The 24,839-nt window shown below is 63.1% G+C and carries 22 protein-coding genes; 9 read left to right on the top strand and 13 right to left on the bottom strand.

Going from position 1 to position 24,839, the window contains the following annotated elements:
* Positions 1 to 294 precede the first annotated feature (294 nt).
* The 8 genes from X756_RS164285 to X756_RS164320 all read right to left on the bottom strand — a co-directional run bounded on the left by X756_RS164285 (position 295) and on the right by X756_RS164320 (position 9,866).
* Positions 295 to 1,419 (bottom strand): DUF2333 family protein, encoded by a 1,125-nt coding sequence (locus X756_RS164285; protein WP_023686165.1) that lies wholly within the window; start codon positions 1,417 to 1,419, stop codon positions 295 to 297.
* A gap of 16 nt (positions 1,420 to 1,435) precedes the next feature.
* Positions 1,436 to 2,740 carry a DUF6638 family protein gene (locus tag X756_RS164290; protein WP_023728276.1) on the bottom strand — a complete coding sequence of 435 codons (1,305 nt, stop codon included), beginning with the start codon at positions 2,738 to 2,740 and terminating at the stop codon, positions 1,436 to 1,438.
* 332 nt (positions 2,741 to 3,072) lie between these two features.
* Positions 3,073 to 4,983: an ATP-binding protein gene (locus tag X756_RS164295; protein ID WP_023728275.1), complete on the bottom strand. Its 1,911-nt coding sequence runs from the start codon at positions 4,981 to 4,983 to the stop codon at positions 3,073 to 3,075.
* A gap of 24 nt (positions 4,984 to 5,007) precedes the next feature.
* A complete protein-coding gene (locus X756_RS164300; protein ID WP_023683666.1) occupies positions 5,008 to 6,153 on the bottom strand; it encodes a hypothetical protein in 1,146 nt (381 codons plus the stop codon).
* A 27-nt stretch (positions 6,154 to 6,180) separates the two neighbouring features.
* Positions 6,181 to 7,269: a hypothetical protein gene (locus tag X756_RS164305; RefSeq protein ID WP_023669990.1), complete on the bottom strand. Its 1,089-nt coding sequence runs from the start codon at positions 7,267 to 7,269 to the stop codon at positions 6,181 to 6,183.
* Between the two features lie 321 nt (positions 7,270 to 7,590).
* Positions 7,591 to 7,974 (bottom strand): cytochrome c family protein, encoded by a 384-nt coding sequence (locus X756_RS164310; RefSeq protein ID WP_023669991.1) that lies wholly within the window; start codon positions 7,972 to 7,974, stop codon positions 7,591 to 7,593.
* An 84-nt stretch (positions 7,975 to 8,058) separates the two neighbouring features.
* Entirely contained in the window at positions 8,059 to 9,240 is a 1,182-nt protein-coding gene (locus X756_RS164315) for a glycosyltransferase (RefSeq protein ID WP_023728274.1), read from the bottom strand.
* A 14-nt stretch (positions 9,241 to 9,254) separates the two neighbouring features.
* A complete protein-coding gene (locus X756_RS164320; RefSeq protein WP_023728273.1) occupies positions 9,255 to 9,866 on the bottom strand; it encodes a thymidine kinase in 612 nt (203 codons plus the stop codon).
* A gap of 237 nt (positions 9,867 to 10,103) precedes the next feature.
* Here X756_RS164320 and X756_RS164325 point away from each other — a divergent pair, with 237 nt between their 5' ends.
* From X756_RS164325 to choV, 3 genes are all read left to right on the top strand, one after another.
* Positions 10,104 to 11,039 (top strand): choline ABC transporter substrate-binding protein, encoded by a 936-nt coding sequence (locus tag X756_RS164325; RefSeq protein ID WP_023686157.1) that lies wholly within the window; start codon positions 10,104 to 10,106, stop codon positions 11,037 to 11,039.
* Positions 11,040 to 11,175: 136 nt separating this feature from the next.
* The gene (gene choW, locus X756_RS164330; RefSeq protein ID WP_023669995.1) at positions 11,176 to 12,030 is read left to right on the top strand and encodes a choline ABC transporter permease subunit; all 855 of its coding nucleotides are present in this window, start codon (positions 11,176 to 11,178) and stop codon (positions 12,028 to 12,030) included.
* A complete protein-coding gene (choV, locus tag X756_RS164335) occupies positions 12,027 to 13,208 on the top strand; it encodes a choline ABC transporter ATP-binding protein (RefSeq protein WP_023669996.1) in 1,182 nt (393 codons plus the stop codon). Before choW ends, choV begins: the two co-directional genes overlap by 4 nt.
* A gap of 25 nt (positions 13,209 to 13,233) precedes the next feature.
* On the opposite strand, the gene X756_RS164340 is transcribed toward choV, so the two are convergent.
* Complete coding sequence (locus tag X756_RS164340; protein WP_023728272.1) at positions 13,234 to 15,261, bottom strand: transcriptional regulator; 2,028 nt, start codon at positions 15,259 to 15,261, stop codon at positions 13,234 to 13,236.
* 203 nt (positions 15,262 to 15,464) lie between these two features.
* Between X756_RS164340 and X756_RS164345 the strand changes: the two genes are divergently transcribed.
* On the top strand, positions 15,465 to 16,550 hold the full coding sequence (locus tag X756_RS164345) for a pyridoxal-phosphate dependent enzyme (RefSeq protein ID WP_023728271.1): 1,086 nt from the start codon (positions 15,465 to 15,467) through the stop codon (positions 16,548 to 16,550).
* Between the two features lie 19 nt (positions 16,551 to 16,569).
* The gene (locus tag X756_RS164350) at positions 16,570 to 18,045 is read left to right on the top strand and encodes an aspartate aminotransferase family protein (protein WP_023728270.1); all 1,476 of its coding nucleotides are present in this window, start codon (positions 16,570 to 16,572) and stop codon (positions 18,043 to 18,045) included.
* An 18-nt stretch (positions 18,046 to 18,063) separates the two neighbouring features.
* Here the strand turns inward: X756_RS164350 and X756_RS164355 are convergent, their stop codons facing one another.
* The 3 genes from X756_RS164355 to X756_RS164365 all read right to left on the bottom strand — a co-directional run bounded on the left by X756_RS164355 (position 18,064) and on the right by X756_RS164365 (position 20,684).
* Positions 18,064 to 18,468: a YciI family protein gene (locus X756_RS164355; RefSeq protein ID WP_023728269.1), complete on the bottom strand. Its 405-nt coding sequence runs from the start codon at positions 18,466 to 18,468 to the stop codon at positions 18,064 to 18,066.
* A gap of 93 nt (positions 18,469 to 18,561) precedes the next feature.
* Positions 18,562 to 19,971 carry an ATP-binding protein gene (locus X756_RS164360; RefSeq protein WP_023670001.1) on the bottom strand — a complete coding sequence of 470 codons (1,410 nt, stop codon included), beginning with the start codon at positions 19,969 to 19,971 and terminating at the stop codon, positions 18,562 to 18,564.
* Positions 19,968 to 20,684 carry a response regulator transcription factor gene (locus tag X756_RS164365; protein ID WP_023670002.1) on the bottom strand — a complete coding sequence of 239 codons (717 nt, stop codon included), beginning with the start codon at positions 20,682 to 20,684 and terminating at the stop codon, positions 19,968 to 19,970. The genes X756_RS164360 and X756_RS164365 overlap by 4 nt, the downstream gene beginning before the upstream one ends.
* 258 nt (positions 20,685 to 20,942) lie before the next feature.
* Between X756_RS164365 and X756_RS164370 the strand changes: the two genes are divergently transcribed.
* The 4 genes from X756_RS164370 to clpS all read left to right on the top strand — a co-directional run bounded on the left by X756_RS164370 (position 20,943) and on the right by clpS (position 22,456).
* Positions 20,943 to 21,245: a hypothetical protein gene (locus tag X756_RS164370; protein ID WP_023683677.1), complete on the top strand. Its 303-nt coding sequence runs from the start codon at positions 20,943 to 20,945 to the stop codon at positions 21,243 to 21,245.
* Positions 21,246 to 21,284: 39 nt separating this feature from the next.
* On the top strand, positions 21,285 to 21,515 hold the full coding sequence (locus X756_RS164375) for a hypothetical protein (protein ID WP_023670004.1): 231 nt from the start codon (positions 21,285 to 21,287) through the stop codon (positions 21,513 to 21,515).
* A gap of 154 nt (positions 21,516 to 21,669) precedes the next feature.
* Positions 21,670 to 22,017 carry a hypothetical protein gene (locus tag X756_RS164380; RefSeq protein ID WP_023728268.1) on the top strand — a complete coding sequence of 116 codons (348 nt, stop codon included), beginning with the start codon at positions 21,670 to 21,672 and terminating at the stop codon, positions 22,015 to 22,017.
* 133 nt (positions 22,018 to 22,150) lie between these two features.
* On the top strand, positions 22,151 to 22,456 hold the full coding sequence (gene clpS, locus X756_RS164385; protein ID WP_023728267.1) for an ATP-dependent Clp protease adapter ClpS: 306 nt from the start codon (positions 22,151 to 22,153) through the stop codon (positions 22,454 to 22,456).
* A 145-nt stretch (positions 22,457 to 22,601) separates the two neighbouring features.
* Here clpS and X756_RS164390 read toward each other — a convergent pair whose 3' ends face one another.
* Positions 22,602 to 24,686: a membrane protein gene (locus tag X756_RS164390; protein WP_023728265.1), complete on the bottom strand. Its 2,085-nt coding sequence runs from the start codon at positions 24,684 to 24,686 to the stop codon at positions 22,602 to 22,604.
* Positions 24,687 to 24,839 lie beyond the last annotated feature (153 nt).

The following is a 24,839-nucleotide window of genomic DNA, read 5'->3' as shown; positions in this document are numbered from 1 at the left end:
TGGACGGTGGAGGGGACGGGTTTGATCTCACTCGCAGGCATGTTGAACCCGGGCGCGGGCATGTTCTAACCCTGTCGCTCCCGCGGCGTCAACTTGCATGCAACTATGTTTCCTATGAAGAAAGTGTCTCCGCGGCCGGCCGACCTGTCGCCGGTTCTTCCTGGCTCCGTTGCCGCGCCGTATAGAAGCCAGAGGACGCGACGTTCCGCCGTCTCAAAACAGCCGCCCAATGCACGGAATGCGACAGAGGCGACGGCGCAAATTCGCCATCGCTCGCCGGGAAAGCAGTGAACGCTACTGAGTCAGGACGTTGCTGATCTCGACCATGTTGGAGCGCACGCGAAGCACGTAGAAACCCATCGTCGTCAGGTGCGTCGGCATGATCCAGCCATCCTCGCGGCCATTGGCGATGATGAAGGGCTGGATGCGCAGGGCCGAGACGAATTGCGCATCCATCGTGTCCCACAGATTGCCGAGATGCTTTTCCTTGATGACGTCCTCGAAGTCGGCCTGGGCGCCCTTCATCAGGCCGTAATAGGCATAGAGCTGGCCATAGGCGAACCAGAAGCGGTCGTCGGCGCGGAAGTCGAACCAGCCATTGTTATGGTTTTCGGCGCGCTCCTTGAGGATCGCCGATGTCGAACCGATGTCGGAAGAGATGCGGTCGATATACTGCTTCAGATTGTCGGCGCGGGCATCGAACGTCGCCTGGCAGCTGCCGAGGCGGGCGTTGAAGGAGCGCAGCTTGGTGACGGCATCGCGATAATAGCTCGGCGTCGGCGTCTTGGGGCCGAACGGGTTGAGGCCGAAATACCAGGTCTCCTCGTCGAACTGCAGATTGCCGCGCGCATCCTGCAGGTCGCCGTCGATCTGCGATGTGGTGCGGACACGGCCGAGATTGTCGGCAAGCTCGGTGGCGGTGCGCCGCACCGCCTGGTTGATGCCGCGCTGGAACGAGGCCTTGTTGTCCATGAACGGCGTGTTGTCCCAGTCGATGCCGAACAGGCCGAGTTTGTAGAGGATCATCGACGAGATCCAGGCATTCTGGTTGACGTTGAAGTCCGTCAGGTCGGCCGCCACCTGGGCGATGCCCGAATTGCCGCAGGTCTTGGCGGTGTCGGTGCCGGCGCCGGCCGCGACCTGTTCGCCGGCGGAAATGTTGCGGTTCTCGAAGGTGTATTTGTCGACGTAGTTGGGATCGAACTTGTTCCACCACTGGGTGGCGTAGAAGAAATTGGCGTAGAGGCCGATCAACACCAGAAGCGCGAGGCCGACCACAGCCTTCAGGATCCAGCCGCGCTGCGTATACCAGCGCCCAGCCCAGAGGAACGGCCACAGGATCGCGCCGATGACGAGGCCGATGCCGCGGCCTATCCATTGGAAGATGCGGGTGAAGAAATTCACGATCGGATCAAGCATGGCTCTCGTTCACCCCTCAGTCAGTCAGGCCGTAAAGGCGCGTGCGAAACGCCACTTTGTCTTTCAAATATGTGGTTTTCAGAACGTCCACAACATGCGACCGCCAGGCGTCGCTGTAGCCGTCATAGTCCTTGTAGAAGCCCGGCTTGTTGAAGACGTAACGCGAGACAAAGTCCTGCGGCACGAAATCCGAGATCAGCTGGTTGGTCAGCCAGGCGTCGGGATGGTCGGGCTTGCCACGCACGACCAGGAAGCGCTGTTGCGGAAACACATCCTCGATCTTGAGATGGCCGAGCTGGGCGATCTCACGCTTGGCGGCGTTGAGAAAGGGGAAATTGCCGTCCTTGGTGATCAGATCGGCATGGCCATGGATCCAGGTCTGCAGCCAGACCTTGTCGACCTCGGTCAAATTGCGGTTCGGCTCTGTGTCGCGGATGAGAGCGCGCACCACCATCTCGGCGCGATGCTCGAGATAGCCCGAGCTTTCGACCCATGACGCGCGCGGCAGTTCGATGCGGCCGGTGCTGGCCAGGAACTTGAACACCTTGTCGGCATCGTTGATCGAGAGATAGCTGACCTGCCAGGGCCGCGAACGGCGAAAGCCGGGGGCGGCCGGGTCGCCGATGACGGTGGTCATATCAGGATCGACGAAGACGTAGACGCCGCCGAAATGGCTGGTCCAGTAGGCGTTGTGGCGGAAGATCACCTGGTCGGGCACCAGCGCATTCTCACGGATATCGCCGCAGACCTTCGCCAGCTCCACCATACGGCTCAGCATGGTGTTGTCGCGCCAGGCATCGGGCTCCTGCTTCAGCCGGTCGACCAGCTTGCCGAGTTCGGCGGCCTTGCCCAGCACGTCCTCGGCCGAAAGCACCCTGAACTCGACCTGGCTGATCGACAGCAGATCCTCGATGTCGTTGACCAGGGGAACGGAATCCTCGATCTCCCCGTAGATGACATCCTTGATCGTCAGCGCATCGATGGCGCGCTGGTTCTTGGACATGAACTCGAACATCAGCTGCGAGGTGTTGGAAAAGGCGGTGTGCACCACCGGCAGATCGATCTGCGACGGCGTCAGGATGATGAAGCGGCGGTTGACCTCGTTGGGGTCGAGATAATCGTAATCGCCGCATTCCTCGGCCACTTCGGGCGAGAAGCCGGTGCGGTCGATCTGGAAGCTCGTCAGCTTGGTCGGTTTGAGGCCGAAGGCGACAAGCGCCTTGTTGTAACGCTGGATGAGGTGCGGCTCGTCGACGGTGAGCAAGCGGCCGTAGATCAGCTCATTGTCGCGGAGAAGGTCGGGCTTTTTGGCGTGGCTCATGCAGAACGTTCCGAGCGGCGTTGCCTGTTGTGGCGAAGCGCCAACGCTGACGCCTCCCTCTCCCCGTTCTTCACGGGGAGAGGGTAAGGGTGAGGGGCAGCGCTAGCATTCAAGGACATGTCTCCCCATGGCCATTGGCGGCAATAAATCGAAGATCATGGGTCCGGATGTGCCGATCGAGGCGCTGTTCGATAGCGCCAGTATGGTCGTAGCGATCTCTGGTCCACGCATGCGCCGCCCCTCACCCTTGCCCTCGCCCCGTGAAGGACGGGGAGAGGGGGGCGTCAGCGTTAGCGCCAAGCCTTTCAGCACCCGCGGGCAGCGAAGGAAGCTCACGCATTCCACAGCCCCTTCTTCTTCATCTCCTCCATCTCGCGCCCCGCCCGTTCGCGCAGGCGTGCGTCGCGCAGCAGCTTCTCCACCGCGGCGTCGTCGGATTTGTCGGAATAGCGGAACTCCGAGTCGGCGTAGCGGTTGATCTCCTGCATGACCATGTCCATCGAGAACGGCCCACGCAGTTCCTCGATCATGGCTTTCTTCTCGTCGTAGCCCTTGTGCATGAAGGCTTCCGGCTTCTCGAACCAGTCGTCGGGCAGCTCGATGTCCATGGCGCGCATCTTGATGGCGTCGGTGACGTTCTTGATGGCTCGGCCGGTGAAGCGCGGCTCGGCATCCTTGATCAGGTGCAGATAGGTGCCGATGTCGGCCATCGATTTCGGCGCGCCATTCTCCTTCATGTAGCGCTCATAGACCTTCATCAGCCCGTCTTCCTGAGGCTTCTCGTGCTCCGCATAGGCTTCGGTCACCGCGCGCTGGATCTCCTGCGCGGCGTAGAGCTTGTGGTCGCCGAGTGGGATCTTGTGGTTCTTGCCGGCAAGCAGGACGAAGATGTCGATATAGTCGTCGCGGCTCTGTGGGCCGTCGACCAGCCAGCGGGCCCCGGCGCGCTGGCGCAGCGCATCGTCGACATTTTCGGGATAGTTGGAAAACATGCCGAACGAGCAATTGCCGCGCACCACCGTGCCGGCGCCGGCAAAGGCGTCCATCAAGACGCCGGTGATTTCCTGTTGGCCGGCCGAGGCGCGGTCGTCGGAGCGGCGGGCCGCCACCTGGTCGATGTCGTCGACGGTGCCGAAACCGATGACACGTGGGTTCAAGACATTGTTGATGAACTGGCGGCAATTCTGGCCGGATTTGCCTTGGTAGGACGAGATCTGGTCGACGCCGAAATTCTCATAGGCGAAGGGATAGCCGGCAACCTGGCAATAATTGTTGACGAGGCCGGCGATCATCTGGATCAGCGTCGTCTTGCCGGTGCCCGGCGCGCCATCGCCGATGAAGGTGAAGAGGAAGCCGCCGAGCTCGACGAACGGGTTCAGCTCGCGCTCGAAATCATAGGCCATCAGCATCTTGGCGAGCTTGACCGACTGGTATTTGGCGATGTGGTTGCCGACGACCTCTTCGGGCTTCTTGAAGGTCATCACCAGCGGTTTCGAACGCTTGCCGGGCGCGACGTCGAAGCCGTCGAGGGTGAAATCGTCGGCGTCGATGCGGATATGGGCGTTCTCGAACGGACCGATGCCGTCGAAGCGGCCTTTGCGGGCCAGCAGCCCATCAATGGCGACCCGTGCAAAAGCTCGCGCGCGCGTCGTCAGGTCGCCATCGTCCTTGGAGCCTGCAATCGCCTTGTCCAACCCGGCGACGATCGACTTCACCGCGTCCTGCGGCGTGTCGAACAGGAAGTCCGGTTCGGGGATATCGTTGGGAGCCTCGCCGTCGCTGTCGATCAGCTGGAACAGGTAAGAGGCGAGGCTGAAGGCTGAAACGTAAGCCGAGGCTGACAGAAGCTTCTTGAAGGTCGCCGCCTCATCGCCCTCAAGAGGCGCGCGGGTGTTCTTGGCCTGGAGGCTTTCGAGGTCGGAGCCCTCGGCGAAGACGTCGGAGATGGCGAGCGCAATCGCCAGGCCGCGGCGGGCGCGGAACAGCAGCGTGTGCTGCGGGATGCTCATCAACTGGTCGTCGGGATGGATCGCGGCGACGGTCTTGGTAAGCTCGACCTCGCGGGTACGGCGCACCGAGCCGACCGAGACGGTGGAGACGAAGCGGCGGTTGGTGCCGGCAAGCGCGGTGCCGGATTCGCGTGAAGGATCCTCCAGCACGACGACGCGAGTGATGAAGCTTTGCGCGGTTGCGCGGTGCTTTTCGATAGCCGCTTCCGGAATGGTGGTCAGGCCGGTGTCCATGAAGGATGCTCCGCGATGTGACGGTCAGACATCTGAAATCACCTGCCCATTTGACAGGATGTGAACCTTGTAGCCGGAAAAGATCTTTTGAGCTTCGCCGGCGGCGTAGAGTGCTTGATAGGCTTCGTGCGGGATCAGGGCGTGGTTCTCGTAGCTCGACACACCCTGGCGCGCGGCTTCGAGATCGTCGGTGTTGATAAAGAATTCCTGCGTGGTCTTCTCGCTCGAAAACAGGCCCTTGCGGCCGGGTTTCTCGCCCTTGGAGTAGACCTCCTGGATGGTCCAGGTGAGCAGCCAGGCATTTTCCGGTTTGCGCACCTTGGCCAGCACCTCGGTCACGGTCGAATTGTTGTCCGTAATGCCTGCGGAATAAAAGGGGCCGAGCACGACGCGGCGCAGCTGCTTAGGGTGCAGCGGCTCGAAATCCTTGTCGAGATTGACCGCAATCGTTGCGGGCGAAAGCGTGTAGGCGGAATTCTTCTCGGTGAAATCGTCGAAGCGATGGGCGAGTTCGGGGTTGAGCAGGCCGTCCACCGGCAGCGGGATGTCGACCCGTTCATTGAGCTTGCCGTTGCTGTCAACGAGCTGCCGGATCATGCTTTCGGAAGAATCCTCCACCGTCACCATGTAGACGAGCGGCAGGTTGGCGCTGCCGTCGAAGCTCGCCCAGTGCACGAGGTAATAGGGACGCCCGGTCTTTGGATTGACCGAGACCTTGGCCGTCTGCGCCAGCGAGAACGGGCCAAAAGTCTGTTCGCTCTTGACGTCCTCGAGATAGAGCCGCTCGGCCATCGACTTCTGCAGCGCTTCGGGGAATTCCTTGTGGCGCAGGATGAAGTCGGCCATTTCCTCGCGCAATTCGCCGGCCAGCGGAATGTTGGCCAGCCGCGCCTCGGCCTGGCGGCGGTCATTTTCCAGTTCGAGCAGGTTCTGGAAGACGGGATAGCCGCTGTCGGCGCGCGAAATGCGGAACGTGTCCATGAAGCCGAGCCGGTTGCGCCAGCAGGAAAACGATTTGTCCAGCCGGGCAATGTATTCGGCGACGATCTTGGCAACGATGCCGTGCCGGTAAAGCGGCGAGCGGTCGTCGCGCATGAACACTTCAAGGCCGCTGAGTGCCGCCGTGATGGCGGAAAAATAGCGCGCCGCCGCTTCGTTTTCGGGAGTCATGCCGGTGTGCCCGCGTGCAGCCGCTCCTTACGACTGCACGTAGTTGGCCGAATTGTGCTTCTTCATCACGTCGTCGAAACGGCGGGCGAAGGCGTCGTCGGCGAGCTTCTTGCGGCGCTGGATGTCGGAGCTGGCGACCATGTTCTTCTCGTGCATTTCGAGAAGATCGCCGATGTGCTTTTGCGAGGCGGCGCCAATGCCGGCCATGGTCTCTTCGGCGGTGTTGTCGACCTGGCTGCCCAGCGTGTTGATCTTGTGGGCGACATCCTGCTGGGCGGCGGTCTTCAAGGAATCTTCCAGTGCCTTGTAGAGCACGATGCGCTGCTCGGTATCGATGGTCAGCTTGTTGATAAGCGTCGACTGCGCTGCGATCTGATTGTTGAGCGAATCGACGAAGGTCTGGAACATCGAGGTGTAGCGTTCCAGCGTCTGGCTTTCGGCCAGAAGCTCCTGCTCCTTGGCCTGCTTTTCATTGTATTCGGTCGCCAGTTTCGAGCGCTCGCCCTCAAGCTGCGTGCGCTCCTTCTGACTGGTAGAAGCGGCGATCTTGTTTTCGATGTCGAGCAGCAGCGGATTGACCTCCTCGATGCGCTTCTGCACTGCCTCGAGGTTGGTCATGGTGACCTTGCGGCGCTCGATCACCTGCGACAGGCTGTTTTCCGAGGTCTTGTAGCGCTGGTCGAGGACCTCTTTCTGCGCTTTCAGGATGCCGACGATGGTGTCGGACTTGACCAGAAGCTCCTGCAGATTGCCGGCCAGCGACATGTTGCGGACGCGGTCGGTGCGCATGCGCTGCTTGCGTTGCGCCGAGAAGACGCCGACGAAGCTTTCCCAGCCGGTGTAGTTCTTCATGCTCTCGAATTCGGTGCCGAAGACGTTGGTGGCGTCTTCCAGCCCGATGATCAGGTCGGCAATGTTGCCTTCCATCACCTTCTGCTGCTTCAGCACGTCCTCAATGCGGGCATTCTCGATGTCGAAATTGGCGTCGCCGATCTTCTTGTCGGCGGTGGCCAGCGTATCAAGCACCGTGCCCGACTGCTCGATCTTGGAGCGCATGTCCTGCACGACCTGCCTGGTCTTGGCAATTTCGGCATCGAAATTCTGCAATGTCGCCATAGGGGCCTCCCGCTTCGGCTTCCGGTCGCTGGCTGCGAACAGCGGCGAATATATGTGGGGTATCAGGGGATTGAAAGACGCAAGACAAGACCCGCCCCGAAAACAAAAAAATGCCTGGTCGTCTTGAAAGGCAATGAAGGCGGGGTCATGGCGTGATTAACCAGCCGGCCAAGTATTGTTCAGTTGTCATTGAACTTTGACGGCTGCGAAGAAGTCGATCTCGGACAGTGTGGGTGTGCTGAATTCGACAGAGGGCTCAATGAGTTGCAAGTGCGAGACAGCTGGCGGAAGCCGTCGCCATCACGCTACGCATCGCGCTGTTCAAGGCTTCGGATCGGCCTTCAGATAGGCGATGACGTTGGCGATGTCCTCGTCGCTGCTCAGGCCGGAGAAGCCCATCCTGTTGCCGGGTACTTTCAGCTTGGGAGCGCCGAGATAGGCTTTGAGGTTGGCTTCGTCCCAAACGAGGCCGGCCGCGCCGGCGTCCTTCATGGCCTGCGAATAGTTGAAGTTCTGGGCGGTGCCGGCGGTGCGGCCGACGATACCGAGGAGATGCGGGCCGACCTTGTCGCGGTCGCTTGCCGCCTCGTGACAGGCCATGCAGCGGTAGAACACTTTCTTGCCAAGTGCTGCATCGCCGTCGGCCAGCGCGGCGAGGATACCGGCCAAGTAAATGACAAGGCCTGATGAAATGGCTCGAAGCATGGCGGTTCCCGGCTGGCTCTGGCTGAGGGCAAAATAGGCTGCAGGCCTTAACAAACGCCGTATGCCGGTGGATAGCAGCCGGGCTCAATCCGTGCGCGGGATCGCCGCGACCGCCTGCTTGACCTGCTTTTCAATCGCCGCCGACGAATGATTGTCGCGCACGAAAGCGCGGCCGATCTCCGCCATCTCGGCGGCCGCTTGCGGGCGTGTCGCGAGATCGATGATTTTCAATGCCAACTTGCCGGCATCGTCGCTGGACAGGAAATGCCTGCCCGCCTGCAGGCCAAGCCCTTCGACGGCCTTTTCGGTGGCGGCGACGACAAGGCCCGCCGCCATCGCCTCCAGCACCTTGATGCGGGTTCCGCCGCCGAAGCGCAGCGGGATCGGCGCATAGCCGGCACGCCCAAGCAATTCCGGCAGATGCGGTGGGTTCTCGATCAACCGCAGACCATGCCTGGTGCATAGACCGCGCACGACATCGCGCGGGTTTCTGCCGGCGACGGTGATCGACCAGGGCCGGCCGGAGGCGGCGAGGCGCGGCGCCATCGCGCGGCCGATCTGCTTGACGGCGTCGATGTTTGGGAAGTAGCCGAGATGCCCGATGAAGCACAGGCTGAGCTCACTGAAGCGCTCGGCAGCAATCGGCAGGGAAAGCACGCTCTCGTCTGGAATGGGGTTGGCGACGAACCTGACGTCGTTGACGGGGCCGAGAGCGGACAGAAGCGCTTCGTCGGCCCGCGAACAAACCCAGACCTGGTCGGCCAGGGCAGCCGCACACCTGTCGGCTTCGCGCGCCTCTGCCTTCCTTCGCCTGTTTTGGCGCCAGTCTCGAATTTGCTGCCACAGCGTCAGGCCGGCGATCCGGTCGGACACCGTCCGGGAATCAATGTTGTGCTGGTCAAGGACGGTGCGCGCGCGATGCTTCGGCGCCAGCGTCAGCAGCTGCGAAAGCACGATCTCCTCGATCACCACGAGATCGGGCGCGAATTCCCTCCAGATGGCGTCGGCTTCGGCCAGCTCGTCGTCCGGCATCATATGCACGGTCGGGTGCGGGCTGCGCCTGCCCCAAGGCGCCCTGCCGCGCGCTGCCTCGATGATCCGGTGACGGATGTTCGGCGGTGTGGAGGGTGCCGGGGCGCCGCCAGTCAGGCTTACCGTCAGGACCTCGCCCATCGATGCCAGGGCGCGTGCATTGGCGGCGTTCCGGATCTCTCCGCCGGAGACCGGCGGAAACGGGCAATCGACTGTGAACTGCAGAATTTTCATGTTGTCCCGGCCGTTCAGCCTCTGGTGAAGCCAATGAAATCGTCGGGCGCGGCGCGGCCCATTTCCTCTTCCCAGTGGCGGCGGCAGAGCGAGATATAGACGTCCTTGCCGATCGCCACCTGTTCGCCTTGTCTGGCCACCTTGCCGTCAGCGCCGAGACGCACGACCATCGTCGCCTTGCGGCCGCAGCGGCAGATGGTGCGCACTTCGCGCAGATCGTCTGCGATGGCCAGAAGCGCTCGCGAACCGGAAAACAGATTGCCCCGGAAATCGGTGCGCAGGCCGTAGCACATCACCGGGATGTTCAGCCGGTCGGAGATACGGGCGAGCTGCCAGACCTGCTCTTCCTCGAGAAATTGCGCCTCGTCGACAAAGATGCAATGCACCGTCGTATGTTCGTGATGCTCGGCGACGCGAGCGTAGAGATCGTCGCCGTCGCGGAACATCTCGGCCTCCGTCTCCAGGCCGATGCGCGACGAGATCAGCCCGGTGTCGCCCTTTCTGTAGTGGCCGGCGACGAACAGCATCGTCGTCATACCGCGTTCGCGATAATTGTAGGACGCCTGCAGCAGCATTGTCGTTTTGCCGGCATTCATCGTCGCATAGTGGAAGTAGAGCTTGGCCATGCCGTCCTTTTAAGCCGAGTTGGCGCGGCGCGGGGAGAGGGCACCGCTGCATTTCATGGGAAAAGCCGTCTGCAATCGAAAAAGCGGCGGGCGTGTCGCTGTTTGGCCAGTCCGCGCCGTTGATCGTGATTGTCTTAGCGCTTGAAACCACACCAGAATGGTGTTTGGCTGACGAAACAAGGCGGGCAGAGAAACCGTAACTACGCTTCGCCAAAGAATCACAATGGGAGACTGCCAATGTCGCGTATGAACACCTTCGTCGCCGGCCTCGGCCTGGCGACTTTTCTGTCCACGAGCGCTGCACTTGCCGGCGATCCGGAGAGCTGCAAGGCGGTGCGCCTTTCCGATGTCGGCTGGACCGACATCCAGGCAACCACCGGCGTCGCTTCGGTGCTGCTCACCGCGCTCGGCTACGAGCCGCAGACGATCCAGCTATCGGTACCGGTGACCATGGCGTCGCTGAAAAACAAGGATCTCGACGTCTTCCTCGGCAACTGGATGCCGTCGATGACCAACGACATCAAGGACTACACCGCCGATGGTTCGGTCGAGACGATCGGCACCAACCTGACCGGCGCCGGCTACGGCATCGTCGTACCGACCTATGTCGCGGAGGCCGGCGTCAAGTCGCTGACCGACATCGGCAAGTTCAAGGACAAGTTCAACGGCAAGATTTACGGCATCGAGGCGGGCAATGACGGCAACCGCATCATCCTCGACATGATCAAGAACCCGAAGGACAATCTCGAAGGCTTCGAGCTGGTCGAGTCCTCGGAAGCCGGCATGCTGACGCAGGCCGAGCAGTCGATCAAGAACAATGAGTGGATCGCCTTCCTCGGCTGGACGCCGCATCCGGTGATGGGCGCCATGAAGCTCACCTATCTCGACGGCATGGGCGACAGCGGCTTCGGCGCCGCCACCGTCTACACCAATGTGCGCAAGGGCTACACCACCGAATGCCCGAATGCCGGCAAGTTCATCGCCAACCTGAAGTTCAACCTGGACATGGAAGGCGAGATGATGGACGCGATCCTGAAGGGCGGCGACGCCAACACGGTCGCAGCCGACTGGCTGAAGAAGCACCCTGACGCGGTTGCGCCGTGGATTGCCGGCGTCACCACCTTCGATGGCGGCGATGCGGCAGCGGCGGTCAAGACCGCGCTCGGAAGCTGAGCCGACTAATTCGGCAAAGCCGAACCAGGAAGGGCAGCCAATCTAGAAAAGGCTGCCCTTTTTCATATCCTGTGAGAAGATGACCTAATGAGAGCGGAGGCCGGAAGCAGGCGGTCTCTCGCATGAGAGGGGCGATATGGATCCGATTTCGAAATTCATGGTCGATCACAAGATACCGATCGGCGCCTGGGGAAAGGCGTTCTTCGGTTTCCTCACCGACAATTTCGACACCGTGTTCAGAGCCTTCTCGAATGGCCTCAATTTCCTGCTCGACGGGCTGGTTGGCATCCTTTTGATGGTGCCGCCGGTGCTGCTGGCGCTGATCATCGCCATCATCGCCTGGCTGCTGCAGCGCTCGCGCCCGCTGGCCATAGGCGTCTTTCTCGGCCTGATCTTCATCATCAACCAGAACCTCTGGAAGCAGACGGTGCAGACGCTGGTGCTGGTCGTGGCCGCCGCCGCCATGGCGATGGCCATCGGCGTGCCGCTCGGCATCTGGGCCGCGCACAAGCCGAAGGTCTACCGCATCATGCTGCCGGTGCTCGACCTGATGCAGACGCTGCCGACCTTCGTCTACCTGATCCCGGTCCTGACCCTGTTCGGTCTCGGCAACGCGCCCGGCCTCATCGTCACCATCATCTTTGTCATCCCGACCGCGGTCCGGCTCACCCATCTCGGCGTCGTCTCGGTGCCGAAGTCGATCATCGAGGCCGGCGAGGCGTTTGGCGCCACCAAGCAGCAGCTGCTGTGGAAGGTCGAATTGCCCTCAGCGCTGCCGACCATCATGGCCGGGCTGACGCAATCGATCATGCTGTCGCTGTCGATGGTGGTGTTTGCAGCACTCATCGGCGCCGGCGGCCTCGGCACTGAAATCAACCGCGCGCTCGGCTCGCGCCGCATCGATCTCGGGCTCGAGGCGGGCCTGGCGATTGTCGTACTCGCCATCGTGCTCGACCGGATGACGCGTATCGGCGTTGGAGGCAAGAAATGACCGTCGCCGTCGATTTCAAAAATGTCGATATCGTCTTCGGGTCCGACCAGGCCGGTTCGCTAGCGCTGATCGATGGCGGCGCCACGCGCGCCGAAATCCTTGAAAAGACCGGCAATGTGCTGGGTTGCGCCGGCGCCAGCCTGACCGTGCATGAGGGCGAAATCTCGGTGCTGATGGGCCTGTCCGGCTCGGGCAAGTCGACGCTGCTGCGGGCGGTCAACCGGCTCAACGTGGTGTCGCGCGGCCAGGTGCTGGTCAAGGACGGCGACAATATCGTCGATGTCGTGACCTGCGATCAGGCGACGCTGCGGCGGCTGCGCCAGAAGCAGGTGGCGATGGTGTTCCAGCAGTTCGGCCTGCTGCCTTGGCGTACGGTGGAGGAGAATGTCGGCCTCGGCCTCGAACTCGCCGGCGTGCCGGAGCAAGAGCGCAAGGAGCGCGTGCAACGCCAGCTGAAACTGGTCAATCTCGACCAGTGGTCGAAGAAATACGCGCATGAGCTGTCCGGCGGCATGCAGCAGCGCGTCGGCCTGGCCCGTGCCTTCGCCACCGAGGCGCCGATCCTGCTGATGGACGAGCCGTTCTCTGCGCTCGATCCGCTGATCCGCACCAAGCTGCAGGACGAATTGCTGCAGCTGCAGGCGGAGCTGAAGAAGACCATCATCTTCGTCAGCCATGATCTGGAAGAGGCGCTGAAGATCGGCACCCACATCACCATCATGGAGGGCGGTCGCATCGTGCAGACCGGGGCGCCGGAAGACATCGTGCTCAAGCCCGCCAATGACTATGTCCGCGACTTCATCGCCAATGTGAATCCGTTGTCGGTGCTGACCGCCTGGAACGTCATGCGCGACAGCCGCGACCTCGAGCACGGCGATAATGGCTGGGTGTGGCTCGACCGGCGCAAGACGACGCGCTTTAAGATCGACGAGCACGGGCTGGTGGCGGCGGCGGAACGCGACGGCAAACCGGCGGTATGGGTTTCATGCGCCGATGTCGAGGCGCAGCCGGAGGAGACGGCGCAAGTGTTCTGGGCCAACCCCGGCACGTCGCTGAAGACGGTGATGCTGGCCATGCACCGCTCGCAGACGGCACCGGTGGCGCTGTTCGACGACCAGTCCCGCTTTGTCGGCGCCATCGGCATACGCGATGTGCTGAGCGCAGTGTTGCGGCGCTAGGGTTCCTACCAGGCATCGGGCTGAATTAGCTCAGCCCGATGCGCTTGGCGCCGAGCTTGAACAGGGCTGTGGCATCCGGATCGAAGCGGAAGGCGTCGATGAAGTCGTCGGTGCGGTAGCCCGGAAGCGTCTTGCGGATGGCTGCAGCGAAGTTTTTCCCCTCGTCAAGCCGTCCGGCCAGCGCCAGGCAGTGGGCGGCGATCGACAAGATGATGACATGGGCGTTGGGGCGGGCGGCCGCCTTCAGTGCCCAATCGGCTGCCTCGTCGAACTGGCCGAGGCGGACATGGGCCATGGCGCGCGCGCCCAACATGCCGAACAGCATCGGATCGAACGGTGACAAATGGCGCGAATGATCCGACGATCCGATCGCCGCTTGCGGATCGCCCGACTGCGACTGCACGAAAGACAGCGCATAGTGGCCGAGGGCGAAGTTGGGGCTGAGGTCGACGGCTCTCTCCAGTTCGAGCAGGGATTGGTCGCCTTCGCCGCGCAGCCACAGCGCCCGGCCCATCGCCCAGTGCGCGGCCGGATTGTGGTCGTCGACCAGCAGGCTTTGGCCGGCCGCCTCAAAGGCGAGCGCGCTGTCCTGGTCGCGGTCGCCCCAGCGCTGGAAAGCACTTTGCCAATGGGTGAAGGACAGGCCGGCATAGGCGCGGGTGAAGGTCGGATCCTGCCTGACAGCAATGTCGAAGAAATGCCGTGCGAGGTCGTTCTCGCTGCGGGTGAAGCGATACATGTGCCAGAGGCCGCGATGGTAAGCCTCCCAGGCGTTGAGCGAATTGGGCGCCTTCAGCATGGCGCGGTTGCGCTCGACCATCTCTATCTCGGATGAGATAGAGGCCACGATGCTGTTGCCGATGTCGTCGAGGACAATGAAGATGTCCTCGGGCTTGCGCTCGAAGGTCTCGGCCCAGACGATCCTGGCCGTGCGAACCTCGACAAGCTCGACGGTGACGGTCAGCCGGCCCGCCAGACTGCGCACCGAGCCGGTGGCGACATAGTCGACATTCAGCCGGCGGCCGGCATCCTCCGGCGCGATGTTCTTTTCCGCCAGGGCAAAGACCGAGCCGCGGGCAATGACGAAAAAATCCCTGAGCTTGGCGAGGCGGGTAATGATGTCATGGGTCAAGCCGTCGGCCAGCCCACCACGAACGCCGCCGGCATCTTCGGCGAACGGCATGACGGCAAGCGAAGCCTTGTGCGGTGTCGCGGCTTCGGTGGGGGCACGCGCGATCGGGCTGTGGCCCGCCACCGGCGCCACCGCAGGCTGTGCCGGCAAAGTCGCGCAGTGACGTTCCGCGCGAATGGCAAGCCACGCCTGGCGCACAGGGCCGAAATCCAGCTCTTCCGATTGGAAGAGCGATGCTGCTGCGGCAAGATGGTCCTCGCAAGCACCGAACTGGCCGCGCCGCGCCAGCCTCGCCAGAAGGGCGATGTGGGCGCAGCTGTCGAACGGGGTCAGCTCCAGCCATTTTTCGAGATGGGCGGAGACGGCTTCGGAATCGGCCGGGAGCGTCTTGACCAGACATTCCAGTATAGCCGCGTGGCAGGAACCGAAACGGCGGCGCTGCGCGGTCAGCCAGCTGTTGAAGAGAGGGCAGCGGTCGATCTCCAGCCCTTCGAGGAAGTCGCCGACGAACAGGCCGGAGAGCAACTGCAGTCGCGTCGGCTCGAGCGTTTCGATGCCTGCGGCAGTTGCCGCGCCAACATCCAGCACGTCGACCGAGATACCGTCGAGATCAAGCACGATCGTATCATGCACGGTTACGATCCGGCCGCGGCCCGGTTCGTCGAGCGCGGCCCGCAGCTTGCTCAGGCACCAGCGAAGCTCACCCCTGGGATCATTTGGAACGTCCCACAGCAACTCGCAGAGCTTGCCACGTCCGACCGGATGGGGCGCCAGCGCCAGATAGGCCAGCAGCGCGCGCAGCTTGCGCGATGCCGGCAAGGCCACCGGAGCGGCGTCGCGCACAATCGCCAGCGGGCCGAAAAGCCGCAGAGACAGGCCTTTCCGGCTGCTTGCCTGGCTCGATTCCACGCCGGTTTCCACGCCTTTTCCCACGCTTGCCCACCGGACCTTGTTTTATCACCGAACGCGACAAAGTGCACACCCGGCTCGCAGATTGTGTGCCGAATGTGGTGCTTTCCACATTGTGGCACTTCAAAGACCTGTAGTGCGGCAAGGTGTCGAAACCTCGTCGCCCAAACCGCCGGTGTGTAACCGGCCCGTGAGCAAGAACCAGGAGTTTACCCATGTTGCATCAGCAGAAAATCAGAACCACGGCAGGCCGCGGCCGCCTTTTCGACAGCATTCTCGATACGGTCGGCGACACGCCGGTCATCCGCGTCAACAATCTCGGCCCGGCGCATGCGACCATCTACGTCAAGGCCGAGTTCTTCAATCCGGCTGCGTCGGTGAAGGACCGGCTGGCGCTCAACATCATCGAGGAAGGTGAACGCACCGGCGCGCTCAAGCCGGGACAGACCATCGTCGAGGCGACCAGCGGCAACACGGGCATCGGTCTTGCCATGGTCTGTGCGCAGAAGGGCTACAAGCTGGTGGTGACGATGGCCGACAGTTTCTCGGTCGAGCGCCGCAAGCTGATGCGGATGCTGGGCGCCAAGGTGGTGCTGACGCCGCGCGCCGAGAAAGGCTTCGGCATGTACAAGAAGGCGGTGGAACTGGCCGAAGCCAATGGCTGGTTCCTGGCCCGCCAGTTCGAGACCAAGGCCAACGCCGACATCCATGAAGCAACCACGGGACGCGAGATCGTCAACGATTTCGCCGGCTCGCGGCTCGACTATTTCGTCACCGGCTACGGCACCGGCGGCACCGTCGCCGGCGTGGCGCGGGTGCTGCGCCGCGAGCGGCCTGAGACTCGGATCGTGCTCACCGAACCGGTTAATGCGCAGCTTGTCGGCAGCGGCAAGCCGCAGATGCGTGGCGCCGGCGGAGCGCCGGCCGCCAGCCATCCGGCTTTCGAACCGCACCCGATCCAGGGTTGGACGCCGGATTTCATTCCCAGCGTCCTGCAGGAGGCCATCGATGGCAACTTCTATGACGAGGTGATGCCGATCGCCGGGCCGGAGGGCATGAAATGGGCCAAGGCGCTGGCGCAGCAGGAAGGCATCTTCACCGGCATCTCCGGCGGTTCGGCCTTTGCCGTTGCACGCCAGATCGCCGGCACGGCGCCGGCCGGATCGGTGGTCCTGTGCATGCTTCCCGATACCGGTGAACGCTACATGACCACGCCTTTGTTCGACGGCATCGAGGCCGAGATGAATGCGGAAGAGCTCGCTCTGTCGCGCTCCACGCCCTGCTGCCAGTTCCCGGCATGATGACGCGGGAGCAATCTGCATGGACGCGATGCCTGGACACTCGGCTACCAGTACCGAGGAAACGCTTGACCCCTCGGACTGGGCCGATGTGCAAAGCCTGTCGCATCGGATCGTTGACGATGCCGTCGCTTACCTGCGCGATGTCAGGCAACGGCCGGTGTGGCAGGAGATGCCTGGAGATGTGAGGCATTTCTTCACCGCCTCGCTGCCGCAATCGCCGACCCCGCTTGCCGACATCTATGGCGATGTCGTGGACAAGGTGATGCTCTATCCGATGGGCAACATCCATCCGCGCTTCTGGTCCTGGTATATGGGGTCGAGCAACTTCACCGGCGCGCTCGGCGATTTCCTGGCGGCAATCCAGGGCTCCAATCTCGGCGGCGGCAATCATGCCGCCGCCCTGATGGATGGCCAGGTGGTTGACTGGTGCAAGCAGATGACCGGCATGCCGGCTTCGGCCAGCGGCACGCTGGTTAGCGGGGGTTCGATGGCCAACATCATCGGGCTGACCGTGGCGCGCAACACCAAGGCCGGCATCGACGTGCGCGAGCACGGCGTTGGAGCAATCGAAAAGCCTTTGCGTTTCTATGGCTCGGACCAGGTCCATTCCTGTCACCGCAAGGGGATGGAAGCGCTCGGCGTCGGCAAAAAGGCGCTGCGCCGCATTGCCAGCGACGCCGGACTTCGCATCGACATCGAAGCTTTGCGGGCGGCGATATCGGAAGATCGCGCGGCCGGGTTCAAGCCGGCCTGCATCATCGGCAATGCCGGCACGGTCAACACCGGCGCCATCGACGATCTGCAGGCGCTGGCCAAGCTGGCGCATGAGGAGGACCTCTGGTTCCATGTCGACGGCTGCATCGGCGCGCTGATCGCGATCGCGCCTGAGAATGCCCATCGCGTCGCCGGCATCGAATGGGCCGATTCCGTCGCGCTCGATCCGCACAAATGGCTGCATGCGCCTTTCGAGGCAGGCTGCGCGCTGGTGCGGGATGCCTCGGCGCATCGCAAGACCTTCGCGGTGACGCCGGAATATCTGGAATCGACACCGCGCGGCCTCGCCTCCGGCCAATGGCTGCACGATTACGGCCTGCAGACGTCACGCGGCTTCAAGGCACTCAAAGTGTGGATGGCGTTGCGAGAACACGGCGTCGAAAAATTCGGCCGCCTAATCGACCAGAACATTGCGCAGGGGCAGTATCTCTCGGGCCTGATCGCGGCCGAGCCAGCGCTCGAACTGACGGCGCCGACCAGCATCAATATCGTCTGCTTCCGCTATCGAGCGGATGGTCTCGATAGCGAGCGCGCGAAGGCGCTCAACACCGAGATCATGCTGAGGCTGCAGGAAGAGGGCATCGCCGCCATTTCCGATACCACCGTGCACGGCCGGCATTGCCTCAGGGTGGCGATCAACAACCACCGGACCCGGCGCGAGGATCTCGACCTTCTGGTCGCCGAAACGGTTCGCCTGGGTAACGAGATCGCGGCTACCTGACCGGCCATGGGGTAGTTCTCAGCCGCTGGCGGCCTCCTTTAAATCGGCCTCCGTAGCGGGAAACGTCACGCCGGGAAGGTAAAATGTGATCGGCCGGATTTCGTAGACTGCCGAGGGATTCACACGGCGCAAGTCGCGCGCAGCCGCAATCGCCGCCTCCTGCGTGGCGCAGTCGAGGACATAAAGACCCAGCAATTGTTCCTTGGTCTCGGCAAACGGCCCGTCGATGACGACGCCGTCTCCCGGACCACGCAGCGTGACGGCGTCGGCGGTCGCGCCCAGTCTTGCCGCCGGCCCGAGCTTGCCTTCGCCGGTCAATCTGGCATTGACCTCGAGCAGGTCGTGCATCAGCGCCGCATCCTGCTGCGGCGTCAGGGACTGGATGGTCTGTTCGACGTGGTAGGCCAGGATGGCGTAAAACATGCGGCGATCTCCTCCTGTTCGAGCGGCCGCACTATTGCAAGGTTGGGTTGGTTGATCCACCCCCGGTGCCCATCGAGACGCTAGTCTGCTGCCTTATGCCGCCAGCGGCAGGCTGAGCTCCGTCAGCAGGCCGCCGCGAGGATGGTTGGACAGGTTGACATCGCCGCCGGCGGCACGCGCAATGTTGCGGGCAATGGTCAGGCCTAGCCCGAGCCCGCCGGTCTGGCGGTTGCGCGATTGCTCCAGCCGCACGAAGGAACCGAACACCTGGTCGAGCTGCGCCTGCGGTATGCCCGGCCCCTCGTCGCGGATAACCAGCGTGACCGTGCCGTCCGACTGCCGCAGGCTGACATGGGCTTTCTTGCCGTAGGTCACGGCATTCTGGACCAGATTGTTGACGCAGCGCTTGAGCGCCACCGGCCGCGCCATGCAGATCATGCCACGCGGCCTGGCGCCGTCATGGTCGAACGTGACGTCCTCGAAACTGTCGGCGATCGATTCCACAAGCGACCAGAAATCGATCCGCTCGCTCTTCTCCTCGGTGACTTCGAAGGTGGCGAAGTCGATGACGGAGCTGGCGATGCTCTCGATGTCGGCGAGGTCGTGGGCGAGCGCCTCGCGGGCCGTCGATCTGCGCAACAGTTCGAGGCGCAGCCGCATGCGGGTCAGCGGCGTGCGCAGATCGTGGGCGAGCGCGGCGGCCAGATGTTCGCGGTCCTCGACATAGTCGCGCAGCCGGACCTGCATGGCGTTCACGGCTTTGGCCGCGGCGCGGATTTCGCGGCTGCCGGTCTCGGCGATCGGCGGGCTCTTCAGGTCCGTGCCGATCCGGTTGACCGCCGTTTCCATCATCCGATAGGGCGCCGTCAGCCGGCGCAGCGACCAGATCGACATGATCACCACCAGGGCCGCGATCAGCGAATAGAGCGGCAGGCTGTCGAAGCTCAATATCGGTCCGACCGGCGTGTTGGGCTCGGTGAAATTCAGCCATTGGCCGTCGGCGAAGCGGACAGATGCCGTCAGCTTGTCGCTCTGGGCGAAGCTGGCCGCCAGCGATAACAGGTCACGCTCCACCGCGCCCACATCCTTGGTCACGGCCACACCGCCAGGCGCGTTGGCTGCCTGGGTTGCCGGATCGCGCCGGACGCGGGCGTCGGTGATGCCGAATTTCGACAGCCGCCCGACCAGGATGTCCTCAAGTTCGGCCAGTTCGTCGTCGCCGGCGATCGACGAGGTGACCGCGGGCGTGTCCGAAACGGTGAGCGCATAGGTGGCGTTGAACAGACCGGAGGCCGTCAGCTTGCGCTGCTCCGGCGTGTCGTCATGCATCAGCTGCACCAGCGAATAGGCGCGGTCGTTAAGCCGGTAGAGATCGACCTCGTCATTGGCGACGGCGCGATCGCGCGAGACGATATAGAGCGTGGCGACCTGGCTGATCAGCAGGCCGGCAATGACGATGAGCAAAACCCAGACCGGCAGGGTTTGCGGCAGGAACCGTCTCATTCGGAGGTGGTCTCGGGCAGGAACTGGTAGCCGCCGCTGCGCACGGTCAGGATCAGTTTCGGCGTCTTGGGGTCGTCTTCCATCTTGCGCCTGAGACGGCTGACCAGGATGTCGATACTGCGATCGAAGGAATAGTCGCTGTCGCCGCCGGAAAGCTCGATGAGCTGGTCGCGGGTGAGCACGCGCTGCGCGCTTTTGACGAAGGTCTGCAACAGGTTGAACTCCGCCATCGTCAGCTCGACCCTGACATCGCCCGGCGCCATCAGCCGCCGGCGCGAGCAGTCCATCGTCCAGCCGGCGAAATGATAGATCTGCTTGGTGGTGGCGCGCTTCGGCTCGGCAGCACCATTGCGCCTCAAAACGGCGCGGATGCGGGCCAGCAGCTCGCGCGGATCGAAGGGTTTGGGCACATAATCGTCGGCGCCCATTTCCAGGCCGACGACGCGGTCGGTGGTCTCGGTGACCGCCGTCAGCATGATGATCGGCGTCGAGTAGCTGGCGCGCAGGTCGCGGCAGAGCTCCAGCCCGCTCTTTCCTGGCAGCATCACATCAAGCACGATCAGGTCTACCTGCGTGCGGCGCAGTATGTCTTCCATCTCGACGCCGTCGGCGGCAACCGTGGTGCGCAGGCCGCGCTTCTGGAAGAATTCCTGAAGCAGGTCGCGAATGCCCTTGTCGTCGTCGACGATCAGTATGTGCGCATCGGATTTCACGGCGATCCTGTCATTGCTGGCGGCCGGTCGGCGGCTGCCTTCTGAGTCTGCTTCTGTGGCGTCACCCACACGATAGAATTCTGGCCACATGTTGGCCAGCGGCGATGATCGCCCGCAAAGCCGATTTGCCAGAAACAATTCAGAAACAAAATTCTATAGTCCGGAAAAACTCCCGAAAAGAATCAAGGGCATAAAGGGTGCCGTGGCGGTCAGGACATCGGCTGCGACGCGAAGTCTCCGGAGTAACGGACATCACCAATGCACAGGTTCACGATCAGCTTGATGGGTGCGCTGCTCAGCATTCCGCTCGTCACAGCCGCGGTCGGAGCCACAACCGCAAAGGTGACGCCGATCACAAGGAGCGAGCGCTGCATCGATCTCAATCGCCAGGTAGACGAAGCCCTCGAAACCCATGCCGCGGCAACGCAGGTCACCGCGGCGAAAGCACTGCAAAGAAAGGGAAACCGGTTCTGCGCCAACAAGAAACAGGCACAGGGTATCCGGATGCTCGCGAACGCTTTGAAGCTGCTTGGAGTGACACCGATCGACCCGGTTCAGTGACACTCGAAACTCGACCCGCACAAAGAAGGAAATGAAGCCATGAAAAAGTCCATCCTCTCCGCCACCGGTCTCGCCGTCGCTCTCGCTTTCGCAATGCCGGCTCTGGGCAATGCCGCTGCCACCACGACCGCTGCTCCGGCTGCTTCCACGACCACCGCTCCGGCGACCACGACCGCCAAGCCCCCGGTGAAGAAGGTCGTCGCCAAGAAGCCCGTCAAGAAGCACAAGAAGGCGAAGAAGGTCGTCAAGACGGACGCCCCGAAGGCCTGATCCAGACAGCCAACAGGCTTGTCTGTAACAAGGCCGCTCCAGCACCCCCCGGCTGGAGCGGCCTTGTCGTGTGAGAGCATGATTACCCGTTGATGGGTGCCGGCCACCCAGATCTTTAACCCGTTTGCAATGCCGGTCCGGTAGGACAGCCCGCATGAAGAAGCGGCTTTCATCCATTCTGCGCTCGATGGCCATCGGCGGCCTTGTCGCCTCGGCAATGGTCAGGGTGCTGGTCCAGTTTACCGCCAGCCCGGTGCCCGATCCGGTGAGCGGGCGCACGGAGCCGTCGCTGTTTGCACCGGCAATCTCCAGCAGCTGGCAATACATCACACCATGGCAAAGCCTGCTGCTTACCGTGATCACCGGCGCGGCGCTGGCCTGCTTCTTCGGCTGGCTCGCGGTCGCCTGGGTCGAATACAAGGCGGCCGGATCAAGGCCGGATGCGGCATCCAGCGCACGGCAATTCCAGGCTCGTCGCGTCGCCAATCGACAGGGCCGTTGAACCGCAGCATACACTTCCTAAATTTGTGAACGGCAGCACTTCCGGGAAGTCGGTTTGGCGCGCCGATCAAAATGGACGACGGCTTTCCCCCATGACAAAGTGAGAGCGACCCCTCGCGCGATACCGGTTCCCGATGCCTGAAATCAGTTCCAAACCCCGCACCAAGACCAAGCCGCGGACCGAGCGGCCGAAGCTCTACAAGGTCATCCTCATCAATGACGATTTTACGCCGCGCGAATTCGTGGTGACGGTGCTGAAGGGCGAGTTCAAGCTCAGCGAAGACCAGGCTAACCGGGTGATGATCACCGCGCACCGGCTCGGCGTTTGCGTCGTTGCCGTCTTCACCAGGGATGTCGCCGAGACCAAGGCGACACGGGCCATCGACGCGGCCAAGGCCAAGGGGTACCCGCTGCTGTTTACGACGGAGCCGGAGGAGTAGGTTGAGACAATGAGGGGCAGCGCCGAGGTCGATGACAGTTCGCTTGCGCGGGCCGAGGAGATTGCCAACAGCCTCAGGCTCGCGCTGCCCCTCATCCGCCCTTCGGGCACCTTCTCCCCGTGAACCGGGAGAAGGATAAGCGGTGCTACCGTCCCTCTCTGTACCACATCGCGCCCATGGCCAGCAGCAGCAGGCAAAGGCCGAGGAAGCCGCCGAACAGGGGTACGCGCGAGACGGCTTTGAGCACGCTGTCGTCGGTGCTGCGCAGGCCGATCCAGTCTGCGCCCGAGGCCGCACCGGAGGCGCGGACCGGGACGATGGAGGGCAGGGCGACGCTGCCGGTGAGCTGGCCAAGGGTGGAGGAGGCCGCCAGCCGGCGCACGCTGCCGCCGGTGGCCTCAGTCGGAGCCTTCAAGCGGTCCTCGGTAGAGACGACGTCGGAGAATTCCGGCGCGTTGACCGGGCCGACATGGGCGAGTGCGGTCAGGTCACCATTGCCGATCTGGTAGAGGCCGATCTCCTTGGTCTCGATGCTGCCCAGGAAAACGCCGGGTTCGGACTTCTCCAGCTTGACGATCAGCGCCTTGCCCGAAGGGGTGATCACCTGCGCCGGGCCGGGATCGTCGCTCATCGTCTGGCGGCGGATTTCCAGCATCATGCCGCGGCCGCCGGCGGTCAGCCGCTCTTCCTCAAGTTCAGGTTCCTTCATCAGCCAGTGGGCGATGCGGCGGTAAAGCTGGACATGCGGCCCGCCACCCTCGAAGCCGCGCGCCCATAGCCAGCCCTGATCGGACAGAAGCATGCCGACGCGGCCTTCGCCCTTATGATCGAGCAGAAGCAGCGGGCGGTTGTCGGCGCCCTTCATCACCACTTCGCCTTCGGGGTTCTGCACGCCGATGGTGCGGAACCAGCGGCTCCAGCGCGGCGGCTCGGTCGCCGAGCCGTCGAGGCCGCGCGTTACCGGATGGCGCTGGCCGAGATCGGTGAGGCGCGGATAGAAGGCCTTGTCGATGACTTCGCCGGTCGGCATTGCCGGCAGCGACGACATTAGCGGGGTGCGGGCAATCGAGGAGTCGCCGGCATATTCTGGCCCGGCGGCGATCAGCAGCGCGCCGCCCTTTTCGACGTATTCGGAGATGTAGTCGTAATAGAGGATCGGCAGCACGTCGCGGTGCTGGTAGCGGTCGAATATGATGAGATCGAAATCCTTGATCTTCTCGACGAACAACTCGCGGGTCGGGAAGGCGATCAGCGACAGTTCGTTGATCGGCGTGCCGTCCTGCTTTTCCGGCGGCCGCAGAATGGTGAAATGGACGAGATCGACCGAGGCGTCGGATTTCAGCAGATTGCGCCAGGTGCGCTCGCCGGCATGCGGTTCGCCGGAAACCAAAAGCACGCGCAAGTTCTCGCGGATGCCGTCGATCAGCGCGATGGCGCGGTTGTTGGCGTCGGTCAGTTCGCCCGGCTCGCGGTCAATGGAGAGTTCGACGATGTTGCGGCCGGCGCCGGGGATGGTCACCTGCAGCGGCATCGCCTGGCCGATGGTCGCCTCTTCGACCGCGACCTGCTCGCCATTGACCGAGACGCGGACATCGACCGGGCCGGTTTCGCCGTCGGTGGCGATGACGCGGTAGGTCATGTCGAGCGGCTTGCCGACGAGGCCGAAGCGCGGCGCGTTCTCGAAGCGGATGCGGCGGTCCTTCTCGTGCTCGTTGCCGGTGATCAGCGCGTGCAGCGGCGCATTGAAGTCGGGGGCGGCCGGCGCGTCATGCACCTCGCCATCGGTGATCATGATGGCGCCACCGATGCGCGAGGGCGGCACGTCGCGGAACGCGCCTTCAAGCGCTGCAAAAAGCTTGGTCTCGGTGCGCTCGTCGGCGGCTTCCGACTTGCCGGCCTCGACGACGCGGACGTCGAACTGCTTGAAGCGGCCAAGGCGCTGCTGCAAACCGGCAAGCGCTTCGTCGGTCTGTTTGGTCCGGTCGCCGATATCCTGGCTCTGGCTGCGGTCGACGATGACGGCAACGACGCTCTTCAGCGCCTCGCGCTCCTCATCGAGGAAGACCGGATTGAGGAGTGCTGCGCCCAGCGCAATCAGCGCCGCGAAGCGGAAGATCGCGCCGCGCTGGCGAAACCACAAGCCGACAGCCGCCAGCACCAGCAGCGGTGCGAGCACCAAAGCCAGCAAGGGCCAGGACAGCAGCGGTTCGAAGGAAATCGACCAGTTCATCGTTTACCCTCCCCCTTGTGGGGAGGGTCGATCCGCGTAGCGGAGCGGGGTGGGGGTAGGCGACAGAGCGCTGGCGCTGCACCCCCACCCCGGCTCACTGTCTTCGCTTCGCTGCGACAGCGAGCCGACCCTCCCCAAAAGGGGGAGGGTGAG

Source organism: Mesorhizobium sp. LNJC405B00, assembly GCF_000502615.1.
In the GTDB taxonomy this organism is placed as follows: Bacteria; Pseudomonadota; Alphaproteobacteria; order Rhizobiales; family Rhizobiaceae; genus Mesorhizobium.
The sequence above is the reverse complement of the archived record's forward strand: the minus strand, read 5'-3'. Positions and strand labels throughout refer to the sequence as shown.